24 protein-coding genes are annotated in these 23,662 nt (G+C 35.7%); 18 read left to right on the forward strand and 6 right to left on the reverse strand.

Features of this window, described 5'->3' with window-relative positions; translation table 11 throughout:
* Nucleotides 1-66: 66 nt before the first annotated feature.
* From C7D53_RS02520 to C7D53_RS02560, 9 genes are all read left to right on the forward strand, one after another.
* Nucleotides 67-1,995, forward strand: a complete 1,929-nt coding sequence (locus C7D53_RS02520) for an LTA synthase family protein (RefSeq protein ID WP_106914821.1) — start codon at nt 67-69, stop codon at nt 1,993-1,995.
* Nucleotides 1,996-2,193: 198 nt separating this feature from the next.
* Nucleotides 2,194-2,613: a DUF2147 domain-containing protein gene (locus C7D53_RS02525; protein WP_106914822.1), complete on the forward strand. Its 420-nt coding sequence runs from the start codon at nt 2,194-2,196 to the stop codon at nt 2,611-2,613.
* Between the two features lie 326 nt (nt 2,614-2,939).
* Entirely contained in the window at nt 2,940-3,920 is a 981-nt protein-coding gene (locus C7D53_RS02530) for a pyruvate dehydrogenase complex E1 component subunit beta (RefSeq protein ID WP_076352679.1), read from the forward strand.
* 116 nt (nt 3,921-4,036) lie between these two features.
* Nucleotides 4,037-6,028: a KUP/HAK/KT family potassium transporter gene (locus tag C7D53_RS02535; RefSeq protein WP_106914823.1), complete on the forward strand. Its 1,992-nt coding sequence runs from the start codon at nt 4,037-4,039 to the stop codon at nt 6,026-6,028.
* Between the two features lie 67 nt (nt 6,029-6,095).
* Nucleotides 6,096-6,569: a Fur family transcriptional regulator gene (locus C7D53_RS02540; protein WP_002976876.1), complete on the forward strand. Its 474-nt coding sequence runs from the start codon at nt 6,096-6,098 to the stop codon at nt 6,567-6,569.
* Between the two features lie 3 nt (nt 6,570-6,572).
* Nucleotides 6,573-8,315: an OstA-like protein gene (locus C7D53_RS02545; protein WP_106914824.1), complete on the forward strand. Its 1,743-nt coding sequence runs from the start codon at nt 6,573-6,575 to the stop codon at nt 8,313-8,315.
* Between the two features lie 106 nt (nt 8,316-8,421).
* Nucleotides 8,422-9,597 (forward strand): aspartate aminotransferase family protein, encoded by a 1,176-nt coding sequence (locus C7D53_RS02550; protein ID WP_106915551.1) that lies wholly within the window; start codon nt 8,422-8,424, stop codon nt 9,595-9,597.
* Between the two features lie 190 nt (nt 9,598-9,787).
* Nucleotides 9,788-10,174, forward strand: a complete 387-nt coding sequence (locus C7D53_RS02555) for an START-like domain-containing protein (RefSeq protein ID WP_076352676.1) — start codon at nt 9,788-9,790, stop codon at nt 10,172-10,174.
* Between the two features lie 78 nt (nt 10,175-10,252).
* Nucleotides 10,253-11,068 (forward strand): aminotransferase class IV, encoded by an 816-nt coding sequence (locus tag C7D53_RS02560; protein WP_106914825.1) that lies wholly within the window; start codon nt 10,253-10,255, stop codon nt 11,066-11,068.
* Nucleotides 11,069-11,151: 83 nt separating this feature from the next.
* Here the strand turns inward: C7D53_RS02560 and C7D53_RS02565 are convergent, their stop codons facing one another.
* Together C7D53_RS02565 and C7D53_RS02570 are read right to left on the reverse strand one after the other, a co-directional pair.
* Nucleotides 11,152-11,733 (reverse strand): N-acetylmuramoyl-L-alanine amidase family protein, encoded by a 582-nt coding sequence (locus tag C7D53_RS02565; RefSeq protein WP_106914826.1) that lies wholly within the window; start codon nt 11,731-11,733, stop codon nt 11,152-11,154.
* A 103-nt stretch (nt 11,734-11,836) separates the two neighbouring features.
* Nucleotides 11,837-12,385, reverse strand: a complete 549-nt coding sequence (locus C7D53_RS02570; RefSeq protein ID WP_106914827.1) for a YqgE/AlgH family protein — start codon at nt 12,383-12,385, stop codon at nt 11,837-11,839.
* Between the two features lie 24 nt (nt 12,386-12,409).
* Between C7D53_RS02570 and pdxH the strand changes: the two genes are divergently transcribed.
* The gene (gene pdxH, locus C7D53_RS02575; RefSeq protein WP_106914828.1) at nt 12,410-13,051 is read left to right on the forward strand and encodes a pyridoxamine 5'-phosphate oxidase; all 642 of its coding nucleotides are present in this window, start codon (nt 12,410-12,412) and stop codon (nt 13,049-13,051) included.
* Between the two features lie 232 nt (nt 13,052-13,283).
* On the opposite strand, the gene C7D53_RS02580 is transcribed toward pdxH, so the two are convergent.
* Nucleotides 13,284-13,574 carry an HU family DNA-binding protein gene (locus C7D53_RS02580; RefSeq protein ID WP_047097388.1) on the reverse strand — a complete coding sequence of 97 codons (291 nt, stop codon included), beginning with the start codon at nt 13,572-13,574 and terminating at the stop codon, nt 13,284-13,286.
* Nucleotides 13,575-14,004: 430 nt separating this feature from the next.
* Nucleotides 14,005-14,736 (reverse strand): carbonic anhydrase family protein, encoded by a 732-nt coding sequence (locus tag C7D53_RS02585; protein WP_228422153.1) that lies wholly within the window; start codon nt 14,734-14,736, stop codon nt 14,005-14,007.
* A 315-nt stretch (nt 14,737-15,051) separates the two neighbouring features.
* Between C7D53_RS02585 and panD the strand changes: the two genes are divergently transcribed.
* The 8 genes from panD (at nt 15,052) to C7D53_RS02625 (ending at nt 22,470) form a co-directional block, all read left to right on the forward strand.
* Nucleotides 15,052-15,402: an aspartate 1-decarboxylase gene (gene panD / locus C7D53_RS02590; RefSeq protein WP_029294648.1), complete on the forward strand. Its 351-nt coding sequence runs from the start codon at nt 15,052-15,054 to the stop codon at nt 15,400-15,402.
* 3 nt (nt 15,403-15,405) lie between these two features.
* Complete coding sequence (locus tag C7D53_RS02595; protein WP_106914829.1) at nt 15,406-16,428, forward strand: lysylphosphatidylglycerol synthase transmembrane domain-containing protein; 1,023 nt, start codon at nt 15,406-15,408, stop codon at nt 16,426-16,428.
* Nucleotides 16,429-16,613: 185 nt separating this feature from the next.
* Nucleotides 16,614-17,189, forward strand: a complete 576-nt coding sequence (locus C7D53_RS02600) for a TerD family protein (protein ID WP_076352669.1) — start codon at nt 16,614-16,616, stop codon at nt 17,187-17,189.
* 26 nt (nt 17,190-17,215) lie between these two features.
* The gene (locus C7D53_RS02605; protein ID WP_106914830.1) at nt 17,216-17,890 is read left to right on the forward strand and encodes a TerD family protein; all 675 of its coding nucleotides are present in this window, start codon (nt 17,216-17,218) and stop codon (nt 17,888-17,890) included.
* 81 nt (nt 17,891-17,971) lie between these two features.
* The gene (locus C7D53_RS02610) at nt 17,972-18,610 is read left to right on the forward strand and encodes a vWA domain-containing protein (RefSeq protein WP_106914831.1); all 639 of its coding nucleotides are present in this window, start codon (nt 17,972-17,974) and stop codon (nt 18,608-18,610) included.
* A gap of 19 nt (nt 18,611-18,629) precedes the next feature.
* The gene (locus tag C7D53_RS02615; RefSeq protein ID WP_106914832.1) at nt 18,630-19,673 is read left to right on the forward strand and encodes a TerY-C metal binding domain-containing protein; all 1,044 of its coding nucleotides are present in this window, start codon (nt 18,630-18,632) and stop codon (nt 19,671-19,673) included.
* Between the two features lie 11 nt (nt 19,674-19,684).
* Complete coding sequence (locus C7D53_RS02620) at nt 19,685-20,953, forward strand: PP2C family serine/threonine-protein phosphatase (RefSeq protein WP_106914833.1); 1,269 nt, start codon at nt 19,685-19,687, stop codon at nt 20,951-20,953.
* 5 nt (nt 20,954-20,958) lie between these two features.
* Nucleotides 20,959-22,470, forward strand: a complete 1,512-nt coding sequence (locus C7D53_RS02625; RefSeq protein ID WP_106914834.1) for a helix-hairpin-helix domain-containing protein — start codon at nt 20,959-20,961, stop codon at nt 22,468-22,470.
* Between the two features lie 38 nt (nt 22,471-22,508).
* On the opposite strand, the gene C7D53_RS02630 is transcribed toward C7D53_RS02625, so the two are convergent.
* Nucleotides 22,509-22,949 carry a GNAT family N-acetyltransferase gene (locus tag C7D53_RS02630; protein ID WP_106914835.1) on the reverse strand — a complete coding sequence of 147 codons (441 nt, stop codon included), beginning with the start codon at nt 22,947-22,949 and terminating at the stop codon, nt 22,509-22,511.
* 73 nt (nt 22,950-23,022) lie between these two features.
* Nucleotides 23,023-23,571, reverse strand: a complete 549-nt coding sequence (locus tag C7D53_RS02635) for a hypothetical protein (RefSeq protein WP_106914836.1) — start codon at nt 23,569-23,571, stop codon at nt 23,023-23,025.
* Nucleotides 23,572-23,662: the final 91 nt, after the last annotated feature.

The raw sequence follows: 23,662 nt of genomic DNA on the forward strand, positions 1-23,662 counted from the left end.
AAATTCTAACTCAAAATAATCTGCACTAAAAAATGCAATAAAGTGATTTTGGTGTAAATTTGCCCCATGAAATTTTTAAAAGGATTTAGAAAACAGGAAGTTCTGGCATTGCTTTACAGAATTTTTTTAGCCTATGCTTTTTATCAGATTGCAAGACTTTTATTTTGGTTTTTTAATAAAGACCTGATCAAGGTAGATTCTGTTTCAGACTATCTAAAGCTTGCCTATCACGGTACAGCATTCGATACCACGGCAATTTTATACGTTAATGCATTGTTTATACTGCTCAGTCTTCTTCCGCTGGTTATCAATACGAAAAAAGTGTTTCAGAAAGTTCTTTTCTGGCTTTATTTTATAACAAACGGACTGGCATATGCCATGAATTTTGGAGATTTTATTTATTATAAATTCTCTCAGGCCAGGTTAACGTCTGCTGTATTTCAGGTAGCAGAACATGAGTCCAACGTTTCACAGACACTTATGATCTCAATAGGGCAGCATCCCTTTGTCTTGATTTGGTTTGTAATTTTAATGGGATTATGGGTTTTCCTTTATAAAAGAGTAAAAGTGGAAGAGGCAAAACCTGCCAGATTATTACCATACTTTCTTTCCTCCATCGTTACTTTATGCATTACTGCAGTGTTGGTTGTAGGGGGGATCAGGGGAGATTTCAAACACAGTACAAGACCTATCAATATGGTAGATGCTACACGTTTTGTAACCAACCCATTGCAGGGAAATATGGTTCTTAACAGTACTTTTTCATTTTTTAGAACTTTAAATACGAACAATTTTAAGGAAGTTCATTTTGTGGATGAAAAGTATATTGAGGACAATGTACAGCCTTATAAAGTATATGACAGAAAGGTAGAGAACCGCCCCAATATTGTTATTTTTATTGTAGAGTCATTTGGGAGAGAATATTCGGGAGCCTTTAATAAGGATAAAAATATTAAGGATTATGTTTCTTATACACCGTTTATGGATAGCCTGGCTACCCAGAGTCTTATTTTCCCCAATACATTTGCAAACGGCAGACAGTCCATTCATGGGATGAGCAGCGTATTGGCAGGAATTCCGAGTCTTACGGATGCTTTTACAGGATCACCATATTCTAATCAGAAAATACAATCCATTGTTTCTGTATGTAACGATCTTGGTTATGATACATCCTTTTATCATGGAGCGCCAAATGGATCTATGGGTTTCCTTGGGTTTGGAAATATCCTTGGATTTAAACATTATTTTGGAAAAACAGAATACAATCATGATGAGGATTTTGACGGGATGTGGGCCATTTGGGATGAACCTTTCCTTCAGTATTTTGCTAAAAACGTAGGAAAGAAACAGCCTTTCATGACAACGGTGTTCACAGCATCTTCCCATCACCCTTTTAAAATTCCAGAAAAATATAAGGGGAAATTCAAAAAAGGACCACTGGAAATGCATGAACCCATACAGTATACCGACTACGCCATTAAAAAGTATTTTGAAACCGCGAAAAAACAACCTTGGTTTAATAATACCATATTTGTATTCACCGGAGATCATACCAACCAGATTTATTATCCTGAATATGAAAAGGCAATGAACCGTTTTGCTGTTCCGTTGGTTTTCTATTCTCCAAATCCTGAATATCAGCTTAAAGGAGAAAATCAGGAAATAGCCCAGCAAATAGATATTTATCCCACACTGGCAGATCTTATTGGCTACAACAAGCCTATTAGGAGCTGGGGAAGAAGTTTGGTAAGCGATAAAAAATACACTCCTATTATGATGAATTCGGATGGAAATACAGAGCAGTTTATCATTGGGAACTATATTTATCGTTTTGACGGAAAGGAAATCATAGGGGTTTATGATAAAACAGATCTGGCTTTTGAAAAGAATCTGATAGATCAGCTTAAAACACCTGAAGTGGAAAAAGGGAAGATGATTGCTAAGGCCTGGTATCAGGATTATATGAGTAGGGTGATTAACAGGAAGCTTTATTAGAAGTAAAAAGTACAAAGAGGAAAGCTGCAAAAGATAGATGTATCTGATCCGGAAATAGTGAGATTTGTCATTTTATCTTTTCCCTATTTTGTCTCTTTATGCTTTGTATAATAAAAGTTTTTGTTTGTTGAAAATTAATTTATATTTTTATCAATACGTAGATAAGAATATTGTATTAAAATTAAAACTATAAGAAATATGAAAAAATTAATGTTAACATTCGCACTTTCTTTATTCAGTGTACTTACGTTTGCACAGATAGAGGGCAAATGGAAGACGATAGATGATGAAACAAAGCAAGCGAAGTCTATTGTAGAGATTTTTAAAAAATCAGATGGGAAATACTATGGAAAAGTTTCTCAATTGCTGATAAAGCCTGCGGATCCTAACTGTTCAGCTTGTAAAGATGACAGAAAAGGTAAGCCAATTGTAGGTTTGGAAATCATCAGAGGATTGAAAAAAGAAGGAGATGAGTTTACCGGAGGAACTATTACAGATCCAAAAACGGGTAAAACTTACAAATGTACTGTTACAAAAAGCGGAGATAAGCTAAATGTAAGAGGATATCTGGGATTATCATTATTAGGAAGAACCCAGGTTTGGGAGAAAGCTAATTAATATAAGTTTAAATAGAATTTTAAGACGGCATTTCAGAAATGAAATGTCGTTTTATTTTTTTGAAAAAAGCTTTATCGGAAATCTCAGCATAATATATGGTACCATCACTTTAAATAGATATAAATAGAGATGAGAAATTACGAACAACAAAATCTATAAAAATTTGGTATGATCTTAGAAAAAAACTACAAAGAACGGGGCTGTCAGGAGGAAAACCCTTTTTAAATAAAATTAATATTGAGGCTTTCCATTCAAATGAGATGCCTTTTTTGTTATGTTAGTAATAAAAAAACACTATTTTTGTAGTCTAAATTTTTCAAATAAATATGGCAGAATATACTTTTCGTGAGGTAATTGCACAAGCAATGAGCGAGGAAATGCGTAAAGACGAATCCATCTTTTTAATGGGGGAGGAAGTTGCAGAATACAATGGTGCGTATAAAGCTTCAAAAGGAATGTTGGATGAATTTGGTTCTAAAAGAGTAATCGATACACCCATTGCTGAACTTGGTTTTACAGGAATTGCTGTAGGAGCTGCGATGAATGGTAACAGACCAATTGTAGAGTATATGACGTTCAATTTCTCATTGGTAGGTATTGATCAGATTATCAATAATGCAGCGAAAATTCGTCAAATGAGTGGAGGTCAGTGGAACTGTCCTATCGTTTTCAGAGGACCTACTGCTTCTGCAGGACAATTGGGAGCTACCCACTCTCAGGCTTTCGAAAACTGGTTTGCAAATGTTCCTGGTCTTAAAGTAATCGTTCCTTCGAACCCTTACGATGCAAAAGGATTGTTGAAAACAGCTATTCAGGATAATGACCCGGTTATTTTCATGGAATCTGAGCAGATGTATGGAGATAAAATGGAAATTCCTGAGGAAGAATACTATTTACCAATAGGAAAAGCAGAAATTAAGAAAGAAGGTACAGATGTTACTTTGGTTTCTTTCGGTAAAATCATGAAGCTGGCTATTCAGGCTGCTGAAGATATGGCTAAAGAAGGGATTTCTGTAGAAGTTATCGATCTTAGAACAATTCGTCCACTAGATTTTGATACAATTTTAGAATCTGTGAAGAAAACAAATAGATTAGTTATCTTGGAAGAAGCTTGGCCATTTGGTTCAATATCTTCTGAAATTACATACATGGTACAGCAAAAAGCATTCGATTATTTAGATGCTCCAATCAAGAGAATTACTACTCCTGATGCACCTGCGCCTTATTCTTCTGCATTATTTGCAGAGTGGTTCCCTAAGCTTGAAAAAGTAAAAGAGGAAATTAAAAAAGCAATGTACGTTAAATAGTAATAGAGAAAAACTTCCGAAAGGAAGTTTTTTCATTTATTATATTCATGAAGAAAAATTCTTGGGGTCATAAAATTGATATAAATTTGCGCTTTTAAAAAAATAAATTGGCTGATATGGCAGAAGTTACAGAAGGCGGTCATCACTTTGACCTAAAGAAGCTTTCATTTGTAGGCGTTATAGTATCTCTAGGGATCGTTTTCGGAGATATAGGTACGTCACCGCTTTACGTAATGAAAGCGATTGTGAATGCAAGAAAAGACGGCGCTACCATGCCATTTGATGAATACATTGAGGGAGCATTATCCTGTATCATCTGGACATTGACGCTTCAGACTACCCTGAAATATGTTATCATCGCTTTAAGGGCAGATAACAAGGGTGAAGGAGGAATTCTTGCCTTGTACTCACTGGTAAAGAAACTCAAGAAAAAATGGCTGTATATAGTCGCCATTATAGGAGCTTCCACGCTGGTGGCAGATAGTGTGATTACCCCTTCCTTAACGGTGATGTCAGCTATTGAAGGGCTTAAAATATACAATCCCGAAACTCCGGTGGTACTTATCACATTAGTCATCCTGTTTATCGTTTTTGTAGTTCAGCAATTCGGAACAGCCTCTATTGGTAAGTTTTTTGGACCGGTAATGGTCACCTGGTTCCTTGTTTTAGGAATTTCCGGATCAATGCATATTTTTGATCATATTGAGATTATCAGAGCATTCAACCCAATGTATGCGTATAATCTGATTACCCATTCATCCAGTGCCATTGTGATCATGGGAGCTGTTTTCCTATGTACGACGGGGGCAGAGGCCCTTTATTCCGATCTGGGACACTGTGGAGCAAAGAATATCAGAATCAGCTGGATTTTTGTTAAGCTAATGCTTATCCTAAACTATCTGGGACAGGGATCTTGGTTGTTGGATAATTATCATCAGGTACATAACGGAGTAAACCCTTTCTTTGGAATTATGCCGGAATGGGCTGTTTTACCAAGTGTAATCCTGGCAACAGCAGCTGCAATTATTGCCAGCCAGGCTGTAATTACAGGTTCATTTACCATGTTCTCAGAAGCAATGTCTATTTCTTTCTGGCCCAATCAACACATTGAATATCCATCCGGGATCAAAGGACAAATGTATATTCCTAGAATTAACTGGGGATTAATGGCTTTCTGTTTTGTAGTGGTTGTATTCTTCCAAAAATCAGAACATATGGAAGCCGCTTATGGACTTACCATCACCATCACCATGTTGATGACTACCATTCTTCTTTTATACTGGCTAAGCCGTACAAGAGTGAATAAAATCTTTATTGCAGGTTTTGCAGTCGTTTACCTGTTCCTGGAATCAGGATTCTTCTATGCAAACGTAATTAAGTTTGTAGATGGAGGATGGCTTACAATGGTATTAGGTGGGTTTATTGCTGTATGTATGTACGCTTGGTATAACGGAAGACTTATTAAAGCAAACTTTATTCAGTATGTGAAAATTGATAAGTATATTTCTATCCTAAAAGATATGAAACTGGACGAAACAATTCCAAAATATGCTACAAACCTTGCTTATCTGAGCAGAGCAAAAAGAAATGATGAGGTGGAATCTAAAATTATTTATTCCATTATCAAAAAACAACCGAAAAGAGCAGATCATTACTTTATATTAAGTATTGTAAATCAGGAAGATCCATATACTTTCAAATATACTGTGGATGAGATTTTACCAGGAACAGTTTATAAAATTAACTTCCTTTTAGGATTTAAGGTAGATAGAAGGATCAATGACTATTTCAACATGGTATTGAGAGATCTTATGGCTGATGGAACCATTCCGTCAAGAAGCAGCCATCCATCCTTAAGAGCGCACAATATACCACCGGATCTGAAATATGTAATCATAGATAACACCTATATCAACGATATTCTTTTAACTGTTAAACAGAAGATTACGCTGAATATTTATAACTTTGTGAAGTACATTGGAAGTGATGACTTTAAGGCTTGGGGAGTCTCTTCTCACAACGTAGAAGTAGAATCTGCACCTATTACAGAACTTACAGTATACGACAACAAGATTGAACAGTCCGGTTACTTCCGTCATAACTCTTAAGCTCAGGAACATGTAACCATACTATCTATTTAAATAAAAATCGATAAATTTGTAGATAATTTTTTTAATGGATACAATACAAAAAGAAAAAAATATAGCTTTAATCAAGGATGTTCTAAGAAACTACTTATTAGAAAAAGGGTTTAGAAACACTCCTGAAAGATATACGATATTAGAAGAGATTTATAATATGGATCATCACTTTAATGTAGATGATCTATATCTTCTGATGATGCAGAAAAAATATCATGTTTCTAAGGCTACCATTTACAATACTATTGAAATTTTCCTTGATGCAGGCCTTATTCGTAAGCATCAGTTTGGAGAAAAAACCCTGACTTCTTCTTCCTATGAAAAGTCTTATTTTGATAAGCAGCACGACCACTTAGTGATCTACAAAAAAGACTCTGATAAAGAAATTGAAGAAATTATTGAATTCTGTGACCCAAGAATCCAAGGAATCAAAGAAGCCATTGAAGAAGCATTTGGCGTAAAAATTGATTCTCATTCGCTGTATTTTTATGGCACTAAGAATGACTAATTAATGAGAAAAATCCTTTTTCTGTTACTCTTTATTTCTACGCTCGGCTTTGCGCAGGAGAAAACTCCGGTGAAGAGGGATCCTTATTTGCAGACTCCGTCACCGGCTCAACCCAAGCAGCTGAAACCTGAAAATAAAGTAAAAATCATCCATTCAGATGAGATGAGCAAAAACCCTGAAAAATATGAAGGGAATCAATATCTTACAGGGAATGTTCAGATTGAACATCAAGGCTCCATCCTTACAGCAGATGAAGTTATCATATACAATGAAGAAAATTTTGTAAAAGCCATAGGCAATACAAGACTTCAGAATGCTGATGGCTCTGTAATCACTGCCGGCGAGATGGAATATGACGGTAATATCCAAAAAGGTGTTGCCCGAAAAAATGTTGTTCTTACCGATCCTAAACAAACCATTAAAACAGATATTCTGTATTATGATAAGCTTAATAATCAAGCCTATTTTAATACAGGAGGTACCATTTCTGATACGCAGGGAAATGTAATGTATACAAAATCTGCTACTTACTTCCTGACGACCAAAATGATTGATTTTGTAGGTAATGTGAAAATTGATAACGCTCAATACATCATTGAGGGGGCCAATATCAAGCAGAATCAAAATACCAAGGTGGCCGAGTTTTTTGGGCCTACAACCATTACCAATCGTGCCAATCCAAAAAACAGAGTATACACCGAAAGAGGGACTTATAGAATGGAAACCAAGGAAGCTTTCCTTAATAAAAATTCCAAGATCTTCTATAATGATAAAATCCTTACCGGTGATGATATGTACTACAACCAGCTTTCTGGTTTTGGAAAAGCGACGGGAAATGTAACATTGGATGATCCTAAAGAAAGAAGATACATCAAAGGAGGCTATGGGGAAATTTTCGAAAAGAAAGACTCTTCAATGATGACGAAGAACCCGTATGCGGTGAAGATCATGGAAAAAGATTCCATTTACTTTGCATCAGAAAAAATCATCTCCTATCAAAAACCGGATTCATCAGATATTAAAATAAAGAAAAGCTATTTAAGAGCCTATAAAAAAGCAAGAATCTTCAAGTCCAATGCACAGGGAAGAGCGGACTCTATCGCTTTCAATGAGACAGATGGTATCATGCATATGTACACCAATCCAATTTTGTGGAGTGGTGAAAAGCAGGTAACCGGAAATAAAGTAGAAGCTTACTTTAATACCAAAACCGAAAATATAGACTCTTTAAAAGTCATTGGAAATGCCTTTGCTATCAGTAAAGTAGACTCCTTAACCCTGAAAGACGAATTTAATCAGGTGAAAGGAAAGTTTATGACGGTCTACTATGAGAATAATGATATTAAAGAAGCAAGAGTAGTAGGAAACGCACAGGCAATTGCCTATGTAGATGATGTAGATAAAGAAACCAAAAAGCCGGAAAGAATAGGAATAACGCTTTCTGCCTGTGGAATAATTGGTGCCTTATTTGAAGAAAGAGGTTTACAGATCATCTCTTGTAGCATCGGAGCCACTTCAGATACCTACCCAATGAGTAAAATAGAGCCTGCAAGAAGAAAATTTCCGGACTTTAACTGGAATACAAAAGACAGGATCAGGAAATGGCAGGATATTTTGGTAGATAGTCCCAACTATGAAGAAATCAAGTATTCCTCAGACAATGAACTCTATGATCAGGCACAGGATGTCATAGAAAAAGAAAGAGCCAAGGAAGAAGCTAAGAAACCGAAAAGAGTAAGAAAATAATATAGAACCGCTTTATTTAGTAAAGCGGTTTTTTTATTCCCTGTCAATAATTTCGGCATTTGCTGAATCTTTTATAGCTTTGCTGAAATTTTTTGAGACGATGGAAATGCATAAAGATTTTTTTACATATCAGGCACAAACCACCCAGTTTGCGGCAGGTTTTGAAGTCGAAAAAGCCGAGGGAAGTTATATTTATGGTACAGACGGCAAGAAGTATCTTGACTTTGTAGCAGGAGTTTCTGCCAATACTCTGGGCCATTCACATCCTAAAATTGTTAATGCCATTAAAGAACAGGCAGACAAGTATCTTCACGTAATGGTATATGGAGAATATGCACAGGATAAGCCTATAGCACTATGTAAATTGCTTGCAGAAGCCACACCGGAACCTTTGGAAGTAACCTATCTTGTGAACAGTGGGGCAGAAGCAATTGATGGAAGTTTAAAACTCGCAAAACGATACACCGGAAGAGAGGAAATAGTTTCCTTTAAAAACTCTTACCACGGTAATACACACGGAGCTTTGAGCGTTTCTGGAAATGAAACTCATAAAAGAGAATTCCGTCCGCTATTACCAATGATTTCTTTTATTGAATTTAATAACGAAGAAGATTTTGATAAGATCACAGAGAAAACAGCCTGTGTTATCCTTGAAACCATTCAGGGGGCGGCAGGATTTCTCGTTCCTAATCATGATTACCTGATCAAACTAAAAAGAAGATGTGAAGAAGTAGGAGCCCTTCTGATTCTGGATGAAATTCAGCCAGGGTTCGGAAGAACAGGAAAACTGTTCTCATTTGAACATTTTGGGATAGTTCCTGATATTCTGGTGATGGGAAAAGGAATGGGCGGCGGAGTTCCTGTAGGAGCTTTCATGAGTTCCCGAAAAATTATGGAAACTCTATCTCATTCTCCTAAACTAGGTCATATTACTACCTTTGGAGGAAATCCGCTCATTGCAGCAGCCAGTTATGCTACATTAAAAGAAGTATTGGATAGTGGCTTAATGAATGAAGTGGATGAAAAAGAAAAGTTGTTTAGAGAACTTTTGGTTCATCCAAAGATTAAAAATATCAATGGTAAAGGGTTAATGCTTGCCGTTAATCTTGGATCTCCGGAATATACCCTAAACGTAGCCAAAAAATGTATGGAAAAAGGGTTAATTGTTTTCTGGCAATTATACAGAAATGAATACCTCAGAATTTCCCCACCTCTTACATTATCTATGGAAGAAATCAAAGAAGGATGTCAGATTATTCTTGATATACTGAATGAAAACTAAACATAAAATCTCTCTGCTTCAGAGAGATTTTTTTTATGCTTTACATTATACCATTATCTATTAAAACTTAACATAATACAGATTTTATTCCGGTGATAAATATCATACAGATTCTATAAAAAAGTAATTGTTTTTTTGCGTAATAAAAAAATTAATTTATATATTGCGGGACGATAAAAACAAAGATTATATGGCGAAACATAAAGTCCATTACGAATTCCCAATGCACTGTTTATCAGAGATTTTATATGAATATCTGGCAACCGGAGAGGGGTTATCTGAATGGTTTGCGGATGAGGTAATAGAAAAAGGCGATGACTTCTTTTTTAGCTGGGGTGGAGGACCTGCAGAAAAGGCCACTTTAATCAGATATAAGCCTGAAGGTTTCGTGCGTTACAGATGGGAAGAAGATGAGGGAACTAAGAACTTCTTTGAAATGACAATCACAATAGATGATATTACAGAAGATTTAGCATTAAATATTACTGACTTCTGTGAGGAAGGCGATGAAGAAGAAAACGCAATGTATTGGGAAAATCTTATTGAGAACCTTAGAATAAAATTAGGTGCTGCATAAGGCGGGATCGTATTAAATGATAAAACTGATGAACGATTTATCGTTCATTATTTTTTTGTAAATAAATCACATCAAAAATTGGAAAATCAATATTTTACATCAGACGCATTAAATGTAAAGAATAGAGCCTTTCTTTGGGGCGATGCGGTAAAGGTTTCTTTCTTTATAAAAAACGGAGCATTAATCATGGATGAAGAATGTTATTTCTTCCTGATGGCTTCCATGAGAAAGATGAGAATGAACATTCCTCTCACCTATACACTGGAGTATTTTCAGTCCCTTTTTCAAAAGGAAATTATCGATGGTAAGGGTATAAAGGATGGAATCATCAATTTCCAGGTCTTTAGAAATAATGATGAAGTAACCCTGGCGAAATCTTCAGTTTCCTATTTTTATGAAATCGTGGAAATGGAAGATGTATTGGCTGTTCATCCAAGAGCATTGGAATTAGACCTTATTAAGGAAATCAATGTGAATAACAACCTTTTGAGCAATATCAGAGTACATTGCCCTGAAAACATATATGGTGGCATTTACGCGCAGGAAAACGATCTTGATGATGTAATCCTTTTGAATCCCAATAAAAGAATTGCACGTACTACCTCCGGAAATCTTCTTTTTCTGGACGGGAATATTATTAAAGTTCCAAAGCAGACAGAAGGAGCCTACATTTCTCCATTAATGGAGAATTTTGTTACTTTTTTACATAAAAATAACCTTGCAGATATCCAGGAACACGAGATTATTGCATTTGAATCTCAGAAAGCCGAAGAAATTTTGATGATTTCTGATGAGAAAGGCATATTTTCTGTAGGTAAAATAAGAAATAAAACCTTTGAAACTTCCCGATTCTCAGAATTGGTAGAAAGTTGGAAAAAAAGTTTTAATCATTAAAATTGACAAACCCGGTAAACAACGAAGTTCTTAAAGTCCTTTACCGGGTTTTATTCTGATTAAATCAGAAATTGTTATGTATTTTAGTATTCGTTGAAAACTTCAATGAATTTCTGTGCGATTTCCTTTTGCCCCGCTTCACTGGTTATATAATTTCTGTCAGCAGAATTATTAATAAATCCAAGCTCAACCAATACAGCCGGAGCCTTGGTCTCTCTTAAAATGTGAAGATTGCGTTCCTCAATTTTACGGGCATTAAATTTTTGAGATATTTTTTCACCCAACATCTTTGAAGCTTCAGCGTTTTGAATGAAAACTTCAGTTCCCTGATGAGAGGTTTCCTCTTGAGGAGACCTGTTGACGTGAAGAGAAATGACCATTTCAGGATTAAGCTTATTGATTTGAACCGTTCTTTCAGAGAGACTAGGATAGGTGTCTGAACTTCTTGTTAAAATCACCTCATACCTCTCCTGATTCTTATTCAGCTTTTGAATTTCCTTGGCAATACTTAATGAAATATCTTTTTCGGAAAAATTACCATGCACTGCTCCCAGGTCATTTCCTCCGTGGCCGGCATCAACGACAATGTATTTCTTGTTAAGAGGTGCAAATGATAAAAATGTAGTCGAAAAGATTGATAAAGCAAGTAATGTACTACCTTTCATTTCAATGATTTTGGTTTTTCAAAGAACGGAAAAAGTTTCTTTAAAATTGGTTAACAGAATCTTAAAATTTGTTAATTGTGTCCTGAAACTGAAAAAGTTACTATTAATTCAGGGAGATATCTTCAGGTGAATTCGCCCAAAGGAGGAATTCACCACCAAGGTTCTGCATAATAGATTTCCATAAAGTCTGATCATTGGGAAGAGTATAGTCAAGATTATAAACATCTACTACAGTCCACATCTTTCTCTGAACCTCCGTATCCAACTGATTGGGAGACCATCCGGAATACCCGGAGAATATTTTTATATTCTGAATATCCAGTACATTGCCCAATACAGCATTTATAACTCGTTCAATATCTTCCGTAAGATAGTATTCATCGTTAATTTCTGTGTAAACTTCAGTGATTCTTTCGCCTTTTACAATGAAGAATACTTTTTCGTTTTCTACAGGGCCTCCATCATATACTTCAATTTTGAAATCGAAGAATTCCCTGAACTTACTACTCATTTGGCTGTTCTTCTTATTCAATATCAAACCAAATGCACCGCTTTCATTATGTTCAATAACCAATACCACCGATCTTGAAAAAAGATCGCCGGAAATGTCAGGTGTCGAGATTAATATTTTACCTTTGTATGAGTGATTCATACTCAAATTTAATAAAAAATATTTATGGAAAACCTGCACGACAAAAGAAAAGTGTACGAGAAATCCCAACTTATTGAAAGTGAGATAAAACAAAATCCAATTGAGCAGTTTAGAGACTGGTTTTTGGAGGCCAGTGAAAGCTCTGTGATCTCTGAAGCCAATGCTATGGCGGTTTCTACAGTGGAAGAAGACGGTTGTCCGAGAACAAGAATGGTTTTGCTGAAAGCTTACACACATGAAGGGTTTATTTTCTATACCAACTATAACAGCAGAAAAGGAAAAGCTATAGAAAATAACCACAAGGCATGTCTTCATTTCTTCTGGCCTAATCTGGAAAGACAGATTATTATCAAAGCTAATTTGGAGAAAGTTGCAGAAAATCTTAGTGATGGCTATTTCCATTCAAGGCCGAAGGGAAGCCAGCTTGGGGCGATGGTTTCTCCGCAAAGCCAAATTATTCCGAACAGAGAATTTTTGGAAGAGAAGCTAAAAGATTTGGAAAAAGAATACGAAAATACCGAAGTTCCAAGGCCGTCCAATTGGGGTGGATACCTTGCAAAACCTTACGAAATTGAGTTCTGGCAAGGAAGACCTAATCGTCTTCATGATAGGATTATTTATGAATTAGAAGATCTGGACTGGAAGATTTCGAGATTGGCTCCCTAATGGGGTTTTTGAAGCTTTAAATAAGAGGTTATAGAATATCGTTCACTCTTTTTCATTGTGTATAGATGGAGGAGGTATGAGGGTAGGGTTTCTATGAGGGTCTTATGGCTTTAATTAACCTCGAATAAAAGCATAAATTAATAAAAGCGGACATTGGGTCCGCTTATTTTTTTTATTAAAAGCAAAAGGCTGTTTCCTAGAAACAGCCTTTGAATTTTTGTAATCTGAATGATTATTTTTTCTTAGCACCAGAAACTGCATTTGATAAATCAGCTCCAGCCTTGAATTTAGCAACTTTTTTAGCAGCAATTTTGATTGGCTTTTTCGTTGCAGGGTTAATACCTTGTCTAGCTGCTCTCTCAGCTACTGAGAAAGTACCGAAACCTACTAAAGAAACTTTTCCGTCTTTTTTCTTTAATGTAGAAGTTACGTTAGAAATGAAAGATTCTAAAGCAGCCTTTGCTGCAACTTTAGTGATACCTGCATCTTTTGCGATTGCGTCGATTAATTCAGACTTGTTCATAATTTTTAATATTAAAGTTAGTTCGTAATTATAGCAAATATAATACTATTTTCTAATTGTGCAATTTTTTTATTAAAACTTATATAATTTTTTTGCTTTTCAGTGAAAATAGTTAAAATATGATAATTCGGGTTTTCACGAAAAATCTACGTTACGGGTTACTAAAATCGTGCCAAATGCTTATGTTTATTGACTTTAGCAAAAAGTTAATATTATTTCCTGTATTTATTAAATCCTAAATTGAGTGTAAAGTATTAATGTTTTTAAGAATATAATTATTAATTCTATAAGTAAAAGTCACATTTCTTGTGTTTTATAAAATTAAATACCCGTGTTTATGGGAGTTTTTTAATGATAGTTAAGGTCTGTTTTATTAATTTTTATTAACCTTATTTTTTGTAATAAAAAAGAATTGTTTAAATGAATAATTTTATTTTACAAACTCTAAGTTTCCATTTGCCAAATTGTAATAGGCTCCTACAATTTTAATTTCCTTTTTGTTTTCCATTTCTCTTAATACTGGACTGTTCTTTCTTATTTGGTCCAATGTATAAGATACATTGTTTCTCGAAACATATTTTACAAACTCTTCATTTTTCGAAGATTTTTTCCCTGTAAAGTTTTGGCTCATTCGCACGGCCGGTTTTATTTTGGAAAGCATTGCTGTTATATTACCAAATTCTAAATTATCTATAGCTCCTTTGATAGCACCACAATGTTGATGTCCTATTACTAGTATAAGTTTAGAACCTGCCATGTGGCATGCATATTCCATGCTTCCTAGAAGGTCTTCATTTACAAAATTCCCGGCCACCCTACCTACAAAAACATCTCCTAATCCTTGGTCAAAGATGGTTTCTACAGGTACTCGACTATCCAAGCAACTTAATATTACTGCTTTTGGATACTGTTTTATTGCGGATTTACGGGCTTGTTCATTAAAGTTTCTTAACATTATATTACCGCTTTGAAATCTTTTATTACCTTCAACAAGTTCTTTGAAAATTTCATCAGGAGTTAGTTTTTCCTGAGTTTCTTTTGTCATTACATTTGATACTACCTGTGCTTTTTGCATTGCGGTGTTTTCATTCTTACCTATTTGTTTACATGAAGAAAGTAAAAGAGGTAAAATGATTAATAATGAGAGGCTTTTTTTCATCATTGTATTTAAAATTTTATTTTTTCAAAATATTTGATAATAAATTGAGCGATTTTTTGTGTTTTTCTAACTTAAAGGTATTGTAATTATTTGTATGTTTTTTAATTTAAAAACATGATAATTATCTGTTTTTTTAAATTTGAAATTATTATTATCTCACTCTCTATTAGATACTTAATAATTGTTTTTTTGAAATAATTAAAAAATTATAAGCACGGGCTGAGAACAGTGATTTTAATAAATTAATACTGGCTATAGGTGTTTTTTTTAATAAGTAGAAAATCATATTTTATTAATTTTTATTAATAAATTTGCACCATGCTAATAGAAGTTTTCAAATCCAAGATTCATAGGGTAAGAGTTACAGCCTCAGACCTTAATTATATAGGAAGTATAACGATCGATGAAGATCTTATAGAAGCTGCCGGTTTGGTAGTGGGAGAAAGAGTTTATATTGTAAACGTGAACAACGGAGAACGTTTTGATACATATGTTATCAAAGGGAAAAGGAAATCAGGAGAGGTATGTCTGAATGGGCCTGCTGCAAGAAAGGTACAAAGAGATGATATCATTATCATTATTGCCTATGCGCAGATGACTCCTGAAGAAGCAAAAGATTTTCAGCCGAAGATCGTTTTCCCTGACGAAAAAACAAACCTTCTAACCTAGTTCATGGAGAAAACATCAAAAAATCCATTAAAATCAGTTCTCACAATAGTAATATCGCTTGCTTTTGCAGGCTTTTTTTTATGGCTTGCGTTAAAGGGCCTTGATTTTAAAGTGATTCAGCAGTCATTGGCAAAAGCGAATTACCTTTGGGTATTGTTTGCGTCAGTATTTGGTCTTTTAGCGTACTGGTTTAGAGCAATTCGTTGGAATCTGATGCTGGAGCCAATGGGACATCAAATTTCAAATTCCAATTCACTTTGGTCCATATCATTTGGATATTTAATGAATCTTACCATTCCAAGAAGTGGTGAGCTGGCAAGGGCTACGGCTTTGTATGGGGTAGAAAAGGTACCTGTAGACAAGTCATTTGGAACCATTATCCTGGAAAGGGTGGTGGATCTTATATGTATGCTTGGTTTCTTAGGTCTTACTTTATTGTTTAAATATGAGGCAATTTTGTCATTTTATCAGAATTCCGGAGTGAATATTAACCCGAACAAGATTTTGCTTATCCTTTTAATATTGATTGGTGGTACAGTTTTGTTTTTTGTCTTTAAAAAGAAATTGGCAGGTGTTCCTTTTTTAGGAAAGATTGTGAATTTTATAGACGGGATATTCCAGGGGTTGACTACCATTTTCAAATTAAAGCAAAAAGGAAAGTTCATATTATACACATTAGGAATCTGGATTTCCTATTATTTTGCAGCATATCTGGTATGTTTTGCGCTTCCTGAAACCTCAGGATTTACAATGGCAGACGGATTTTTTATTATTGTTGTAGGGACACTGGGGATGATTATTCCTGCGAGTGGAGGAATTGGTGCCTATAATCTGGCGATGAAGTATGGTTTTATGGCTCTTTTTATCTCAATGGGTAAAAGTGCCGATCTTGGAGGTGAAATGGGGCTTACGTATTCATTTATCTCTTTACCGCTTCAGATTGTGATTATGCTGGTGATGGGACTTATCTCTATCCCTATGCTGGCTAAAGCAAGAAATACAGCAGTTGTAGATAAAGATTTTTAAGAATTTATTCAATAACAATATTTTTATAAAGGTTCAATTTTTTAATTGAGCCTTTTTTGTGGTAGTTATGTAAGCGAAAGATTGATGATAAGTGAGGTGTTCCCGTTATTTTTCGTAAATAAATTTGGTCAATTCATAAATCACTTCTATCTTAATGCAAAAAATAATTCATAACATAAAACACTATGGCAATTAATCTACAGAAAGGACAAAAAATCGAGATCGGATTGACAAAAATGACAATAGGACTTGGTTGGGATCCTAATGAAGGGACAGGCTACGATTTCGATCTTGATGCTTCGGCAATTATGATTGATTCTGACAGAAAATTAGTAAGCGAGGAGTATTTTGTTTTTTATAATAACCTGACTTCTCCGGATGGGGCTCTTACCCATACAGGAGATGATCCAAATGGTAAAAACAGTGACGGGGATGATGATGAAGCAATTGTGATTGACCTTGATAAAGTAGATTCAAGGGTGGAAGAGATTCTTTTTGTGGTAACCATAGAGGATTTTGAAAGAAGAAGACAAAATTTCGGACAGGTAAGGAACTCATATATAAGAGTGGTAGATAATGGTTCGAATCAGGAGATTGCAAAATATGAACTGGATGAAGACTTCTCTATTGAAACAGGAGTTGAATTCGGAAGATTATATAAAAGAAACGGAAGCTGGAAATTTGAAGCTTCGGGAATAGGATACAGAGCAGACCTTGGGTTCTTTCTTGAAAAATACTATAAAGGACAAATTATCAAATAATCATCAAAATACACAAAACTATAGCTATGGCAATTAATTTACAGAAAGGTCAAACAATTGATTTAAGGAAAAATGACCGTGGAGAAAGTGTTTATGACCTTTCAAAAGTGACGATAGGTTTAGGATGGGATGTAAGAAAACAAGGTGGTTTTCTGGGGAAACTATTCAGCAAAGAGGCAGAATATGATCTTGATGCAGTGGCATTTCTTCTAGATGGTAACGGAAAGGTTGCCAACCTTGGAAGAACGGTTCAGACCAATGATGGAAGACAAATGGGACTTTATCAAGGGGATGTGGTTTTCTTTAATTCTATGCAGCACCCAAGTGGAAATGTATGGTTGACTGGGGATAACAGAACCGGTGCAGGAGATGGTGATGATGAGCAAATTATTGTTAAACTGGATCAGCTGGACCCAAGCTACCAGAAAATTGTATTTCTTGTAACCATTTATCAGGGAAGAACCAATAACCAACACTTTGGAATGATTGAAAACGCATTTATCCGTGCGGTGGATGCTACAGGAAAGGAAATTACAAAATACAGTCTTTCCGGAGACTCCAGCATGAATGGGATGTGTGCTATGGTTTTTGCTGAAGCTTACCGTCATAATGGTGACTGGAAATTCCGTGCTGTGGGAGAACCTCATCAAACGGATAACTTTATAGACATTCTGAGACAGCAGTACTCGTATTCAAACTAGACTTTAACTTTTTATTCAACATACAAGCCGGCTGGGAAGTCTTCGACTTCCTCCGCCGGCTTCAGAATTAATAATTGTCTTATGAACAGAAGATTATTAGCCTATTTTTTACTGGATACTTCCGGTTCCATGAATGGAGAACCTATTCAGGCTCTGAATAATGGATTCAACGGGTTGATCAGTATGCTCCGAGCAGATCCACAGGCTATGGACAGCCTTCATTTAAGTGTTATTACTTTCGATAGGGAAGTTAAAAATATCATTCCTTTAATTGCTCTTGCCAATTTTTACCCCATGGAGATTACCTGTCCAGATAGTGGGCCTACCCATACTGGTGCAGCCTTGGAGATGGTGTCAGAATTAGTACAGAAAGATCTTGTAAAAGGTTCAGGAGATGAAAAAGGAGATTGGCAGCCCCTTCTTTTTATATTTACGGATGGGAAGCCATCGGATATTCAAAAGTACAGACAGATGATTCCCGCAATACGAAATCTTGAATTTGGAGCAATTGTAGGCTGTGCAGCCGGTCCTAAAGCGGATGAACAATATCTTAAAGAATTGACAGATCATGTGGTAAAACTGGATACTACAGATGCCATTACATTATCTTCTTTTTTCAGATGGGTAAGCTCTTCCATTACACAAGGAGGGCATTCGCAAGATACAGGAGAACATATAACACTTCCTCCGCCACCAACGGAGCTTAATATTATTATTTAAAAAAAATGTCTTTACAGATATGAGAAGACTTCCAATTTATTTCTTAATCGATGTCTCCGAATCTATGGTAGGAGATCCTATAGAACAGGTACAGGAGGGAATTTCCAATATTATCAGGGAACTGAAAAAAGATCCCTATTCATTGGAAACAGTTTATATTTCCGTAGTAGGTTTTGCGGGTGAGGCGGAAGTTATTACGCCACTTCAGGATATTATCAGTTTTTATCCACCGAAAATTCCAATTGGAAGCGGTACATCATTGTCACAAGGTTTGATTAAAATCATGGACTGCATAGATAGGGATGTCATAAAAACAACCTATGAAAGAAAAGGCGACTGGAAACCCATTGTTTTCCTGTTTACGGATGGTGTTCCCACCGATGATGCTACCAAGGCCATTGAAAGATGGAACAATAAGTATAACGGAAAAACCAATACCATTGCTGTATCCATAGGAGAAAATACAAACTATAAACTTTTAGGCTCTCTGGCTGATAATGTTTTATTATTCAACAATACTGACGAAAATTCTTATAAGGAATTTTTTAAATGGGTAACAGACTCCATTAAAACGACCAGCCAAAGTGTGACTGAGGCCAATAAAGAAGGTATTAATCTTTCGAAGATAGATTCTGTAATCCTTGAAAAGGTAGATCCACAGATGGAACAAAGGTTTCCTGACAATAATTTTGTTGTTCTGAATGGTAAATGTTCTGAAACAGAAAAGCTGTATCTGATGAAGTTTAAAAAAACATTCGCAGAATCCAGTATAGCTGGGATGTCTACCAGATACTACAGACTGGATGGAGCTTATAAAATTGATGAAAAAGCATACTACAGACTTTCCTCTCATCAAAGAAGTACCCTGAAAATTTCCATAGAAGAGCTTCAGGGAGGCACCTCGTGTCCTCATTGTGCAAATCCAATAGCGCTAGCCACCTGTTCTTGCGGCGGAATTCACTGCCTGCAGGGTGAAGGGTATAATAAATGCCCTTGGTGCGGGACTTCGGATTATTACGGATTCTCAGGAGAAGGATTTGATATCAATAGAACTTTGGGATAATCATACCGATCATGAAAATACCCTCATTTTATTTTGGAACCCGAAAAAAGGTTATGGAAAAAGCCAGCATCTATAAAGAAAAAGAAGAATTTAAAGAAACTCATTGGGTATTAAATAATGCCAATGCGGGGAAGCCTTATGAATTCAGCTTTGAGATGAAAGATTTTCCGAATATAAGGATTAAAAATATTGAAAACCTTGGAGAAACCGGCCTTACGTTTGAAAATAACAGAATTTCCGGAACTCCCATGGTCAATAATTTGTATCATTTAGACCTGGAATTTTTCCATACAGAGGATCAGAATACTATTGATAGGAAAAGAGTGCAATTGCTTGTGAATGTTGATCCGAAAGACTTATGGAAGAATATTCCAAGTGATACAACTGCCGATTTTTATAAAGAAGATGAAGTTTCATTAAAAGGAAAATTTTTAGACAAAAAAATTGTTGTTGCTTCTAAAAGAGGCCGCTCCCATGCCCACGAAGGGAAATTCCGAGAAGATGATTTTGCTGTGAAAGAACTTCCTGCAGACTGGAGTATAGTCTCCGTTTCAGATGGTGCTGGCTCTGCAAAAGCAGCAAGAGAGGGATCAAGGATGGCAACTATTTCAATAAACGACTTTTTTAGTTCTCCTGAAGTTTTAGATAAAATTGAGAAGAATGTCCATCTTATTTACTCATCTGAACATTCAGAAACAGAACGAAATGAGTGCTGGCAAAACGTTATAAGACTTCTGTATGAGGGAGTTTTATCTGTTCACCATACTCTTGAAAAAACGGCAATAGAAAATAATTTTTCCATTAATGATCTGCATGCGACCTTAATTTTTGCATTGGTTAAAAAATTCAGCTTCGGATATGTCATCCTTACTTTTGGAGTAGGAGATTGCCCGATCAATCTGATCAATCCGGACTTTTCCAAAGTAAAACTTTTGAATCCGATGGATGTGGGAGAGTTCAGTGGCGGTACCCGTTTTATTACCATGAAAGAAATTTTCAACGATCATATTGCTTCCCGTTTCGGAATAACGTGTGTGAAAGATTTTTCACGTCTTGTTCTTATGACAGACGGTATTTATGATCCTAAATTTCTTACAGAAAATAAGTTAGAGAATACTGAAAGCTGGACAACATTTTTTAAGGATCTGAATGGAGATAATGAAGATCACACAAAGGTCGATTTTATCAATGATGCAGAGATTGATCAGCAACTACTGAGCTGGACCGATTTCTGGAGCAGAGGTAACCATGATGACCGTACACTGGCAATAATCTATTAATAAACATGAAAAATACCATAAGGGTTGCCTCAGTTCTTGATGCATCCAAATCCTATGAATATGTTGATGAAAAACCAATTCAAGGGGGAGTAAAGGATGTTTACTTTTCTCCTGAAAGAGATTATGTAGTTGCTTTTTACAGAAATCCACTGGATGAGGGGCAAAAAGAGAGAATCATGAGAATTGTTTCTACCTATCTTCAAAGTATTCAGAATGGAAACGCTTCAGAGTATTTCTTGAATGAAATATTCAGATGGCCTTATGATATTGTAGAGAAAAATAAACTTACAGGAATTGTAGTTCCTATTTACAGTCAGAAATTTTTCTTTGCTAAAGGCTATGTAGGTTCAGATAATATTCAGGGAGAGGATAAGGTAGGAAAGTGGTATACAGCCCCTATGTTTCGTAATCAGCAGTATCCGTTAAGACTTGATCAGTCAGAACTCGGTGACTGGTTGAGCTATTTTCAGATTGCCATTAATATCAGTAGAGGAGTCAAAAAATTACATCAAATGGGGCTTGCTCATTCTGATCTTTCCTATAATAATATTTTGGTGGATCCGGTGACAAAATCTGCATGCATCATTGATATAGACGGACTTGTTGTTCCAAAACTATTCCCTCCTGAAGTAATAGGTACGGCAGATTTCATTGCTCCTGAAGTTTTAAAGACCAAACACCTGAAACTTCAGGATCCCGAAAGGCATTTACCCAACCAAAAAACAGATCTACATGCTCTTGCAGTACTCATCTATATGTATTTGCTCAGAAGACATCCTCTGCGGGGCGGAAAGATCTGGGATCTGGACTCTGAAAAAGATGAAATTTTATCAATGGGTGAAAAAGCAATGTTCATAGAGCATCCGAATGATTCAGGAAATCATGTGAAAGCAGATCACCTTAGAAAATGGGATGCATTCTGGGGTGACCCTCAAAAGATTCCCTATACAGTAACGGGGCCATACATTGCAGACTTATTTAGAAAAGCATTTGTGGATGGCCTGCATGATCCCATCAGGCGTCCTACTGCCAATGAATGGGAAACAGCGCTGTTGAAGACTGTAGATCTTATCCAGCCTTGTCACAATTCCGGATGTACAGAAAAATGGTATGTATTTGATAATACCAGCAGCCCGAAGTGCCCTTTCTGCGGAACCCCACATCAGGGAACATTACCTGTTCTGGATCTTTATTTCAGGTTTGATGATGAGGTCTGGAAACCGGAAAATCATAGATTGATGGTCTATCATAATCAATATTTATTCAAGTGGCATGTATCCAGAAAGGTGATTCGTAATGAAAATCTGACCATACAGGATAAAATGCCGGTAGGCTATTTTACTTTTCATCAGGGAAAGTGGGTATTGGTGAATCAAAGCTTATCCAGTATGAAAGACATTACAGAACAAAAGGAAATTCCTATGGGTTCTATGGTGGAGCTTACGGATGGTAAAAAAATCTTGTTGTCTGCTGAAGAGGGCGGCCGGTTGATCTATGTGACAATGGCCAATCAATAAATCTATTGTAGAAGTTGAATGGGATAAGAATTTATATTTTAAATTGGAGAGAATTCCATGAAGTAGGAATGCTCATCTTCGTTTACAATTTTAAAACCCAGACTAGCATAGAGGTTCTGTGCCTTATTGGTTTTTAAAACACTTAATGAAACAATACTTTTCACCAAAGAAGCTTCTTCCAGAATATTGGTAAGAATTAACCGTCCCAATCCCTTTCCTTGTTGAGCAGGATCAATCTGAAGCTGTAGAACTTCCGTTGCAGAGCTGGTTTTGTTTATTTTTAATAGTCCCACTGGCTGATTATCCATCAGAATGATATTTGCTTTTTCAAATTCATGAAGAACCCTTTTAAGCGTTGTATCATGATCTGTAGGAAGATTGGCCTCAGCATAGTGTGGAACCATGGTCTTCGTTCTAAGATCAAGAAGATAATCAAGATCCTTTTCTGTAGCTTTTCTATAGGTAAGTGAAGTGTTCATATTGTTTTAAATTCCAATTTTAGACCCTCTCTGAATGTTATGAAGTGAAACCTGTTTACTCCCTGCAATTTATTTAATCAAAAGTAATATTTCTTTGTTGAAGATAAGCTTCATCAATATTTTCTTTTTCAAAATAGTCAGAATACATGGTTATCTTGATAAACTCTTCATCCTGATAAAATCCACCCAAAAACAGTTCATTGCCTATTATTTTTGTCTGGATGGTAAGAGCGTTGATAATGATTTCCTCAGTTTGTAAGGTTTTGATATTAAAAATAAATAATCTCTGATAATGCTTGTCCTTGTATTGAATGATCAGATAGTTTTCATAAAAGTATAAAAATCCATCCCTAAACGATGGTTGTCCCAAAGTATTAATAGGAGGTTTCCAGGTAATAATCTTTCTTTCCTCTAACCTGACACGAATCTGTTCTTTTCCTGCTTCATTATACTGCCACCAGGCAATAACTCCATCATTGTTGACAGCTGTTTGTTGAATATTTATAGAGTTTTCTGTACCCAGGTGATCCGTCCAGACAATATGTTGCTTATTCAGCTCAGTTTTAATATTATCCAGAAGCAGTTCATCATCAATGAGGGTCAGAATATCGGCTTGAGTCATTACGATCTGTTTACGAAAGCGAAGATATTGATTTAAGCTGACTCAGAAAATAAAAAGTCCCGGATTGTAACCTGAAAAGTAAGCTGGAAGT

The sequence above is a fragment of the Chryseobacterium aurantiacum genome, assembly GCF_003020585.1.
In the GTDB taxonomy this organism is placed as follows: domain Bacteria; phylum Bacteroidota; class Bacteroidia; order Flavobacteriales; family Weeksellaceae; genus Chryseobacterium; species Chryseobacterium aurantiacum.

Excerpts from the sequence above, each read along its gene's own strand:
- C7D53_RS02605 (WP_106914830.1), top strand. The coding sequence starts at position 17,216 with ATGGCAATTAATTTACAGAAAGGTCAAACAATTGATTTAAGGAAAAAT.
- C7D53_RS02530 (WP_076352679.1), top strand. The coding sequence starts at position 2,940 with ATGGCAGAATATACTTTTCGTGAGGTAATTGCACAAGCAATGAGCGAG.
- panD (WP_029294648.1), top strand. The coding sequence starts at position 15,052 with ATGCTAATAGAAGTTTTCAAATCCAAGATTCATAGGGTAAGAGTTACA.
- C7D53_RS02570 (WP_106914827.1), bottom strand. The coding sequence starts at position 12,385 with ATGAATCACTCATACAAAGGTAAAATATTAATCTCGACACCTGACATT.
- C7D53_RS02600 (WP_076352669.1), top strand. The coding sequence starts at position 16,614 with ATGGCAATTAATCTACAGAAAGGACAAAAAATCGAGATCGGATTGACA.
- C7D53_RS02610 (WP_106914831.1), top strand. The coding sequence starts at position 17,972 with ATGAACAGAAGATTATTAGCCTATTTTTTACTGGATACTTCCGGTTCC.
- C7D53_RS02585 (WP_228422153.1), bottom strand. The coding sequence starts at position 14,736 with ATGATGAAAAAAAGCCTCTCATTATTAATCATTTTACCTCTTTTACTT.
- C7D53_RS02525 (WP_106914822.1), top strand. The coding sequence starts at position 2,194 with ATGAAAAAATTAATGTTAACATTCGCACTTTCTTTATTCAGTGTACTT.
- C7D53_RS02615 (WP_106914832.1), top strand. The coding sequence starts at position 18,630 with ATGAGAAGACTTCCAATTTATTTCTTAATCGATGTCTCCGAATCTATG.
- C7D53_RS02580 (WP_047097388.1), bottom strand. The coding sequence starts at position 13,574 with ATGAACAAGTCTGAATTAATCGACGCAATCGCAAAAGATGCAGGTATC.
- C7D53_RS02520 (WP_106914821.1), top strand. The coding sequence starts at position 67 with ATGAAATTTTTAAAAGGATTTAGAAAACAGGAAGTTCTGGCATTGCTT.
- C7D53_RS02545 (WP_106914824.1), top strand. The coding sequence starts at position 6,573 with ATGAGAAAAATCCTTTTTCTGTTACTCTTTATTTCTACGCTCGGCTTT.
- C7D53_RS02630 (WP_106914835.1), bottom strand. The coding sequence starts at position 22,949 with ATGAACACTTCACTTACCTATAGAAAAGCTACAGAAAAGGATCTTGAT.
- C7D53_RS02540 (WP_002976876.1), top strand. The coding sequence starts at position 6,096 with ATGGATACAATACAAAAAGAAAAAAATATAGCTTTAATCAAGGATGTT.
- C7D53_RS02565 (WP_106914826.1), bottom strand. The coding sequence starts at position 11,733 with ATGAAAGGTAGTACATTACTTGCTTTATCAATCTTTTCGACTACATTT.
- C7D53_RS02595 (WP_106914829.1), top strand. The coding sequence starts at position 15,406 with ATGGAGAAAACATCAAAAAATCCATTAAAATCAGTTCTCACAATAGTA.
- C7D53_RS02550 (WP_106915551.1), top strand. The coding sequence starts at position 8,422 with ATGCATAAAGATTTTTTTACATATCAGGCACAAACCACCCAGTTTGCG.
- pdxH (WP_106914828.1), top strand. The coding sequence starts at position 12,410 with ATGGAAAACCTGCACGACAAAAGAAAAGTGTACGAGAAATCCCAACTT.
- C7D53_RS02620 (WP_106914833.1), top strand. The coding sequence starts at position 19,685 with ATGAAAATACCCTCATTTTATTTTGGAACCCGAAAAAAGGTTATGGAA.
- C7D53_RS02535 (WP_106914823.1), top strand. The coding sequence starts at position 4,037 with ATGGCAGAAGTTACAGAAGGCGGTCATCACTTTGACCTAAAGAAGCTT.
- C7D53_RS02625 (WP_106914834.1), top strand. The coding sequence starts at position 20,959 with ATGAAAAATACCATAAGGGTTGCCTCAGTTCTTGATGCATCCAAATCC.
- C7D53_RS02635 (WP_106914836.1), bottom strand. The coding sequence starts at position 23,571 with ATGACTCAAGCCGATATTCTGACCCTCATTGATGATGAACTGCTTCTG.
- C7D53_RS02555 (WP_076352676.1), top strand. The coding sequence starts at position 9,788 with ATGGCGAAACATAAAGTCCATTACGAATTCCCAATGCACTGTTTATCA.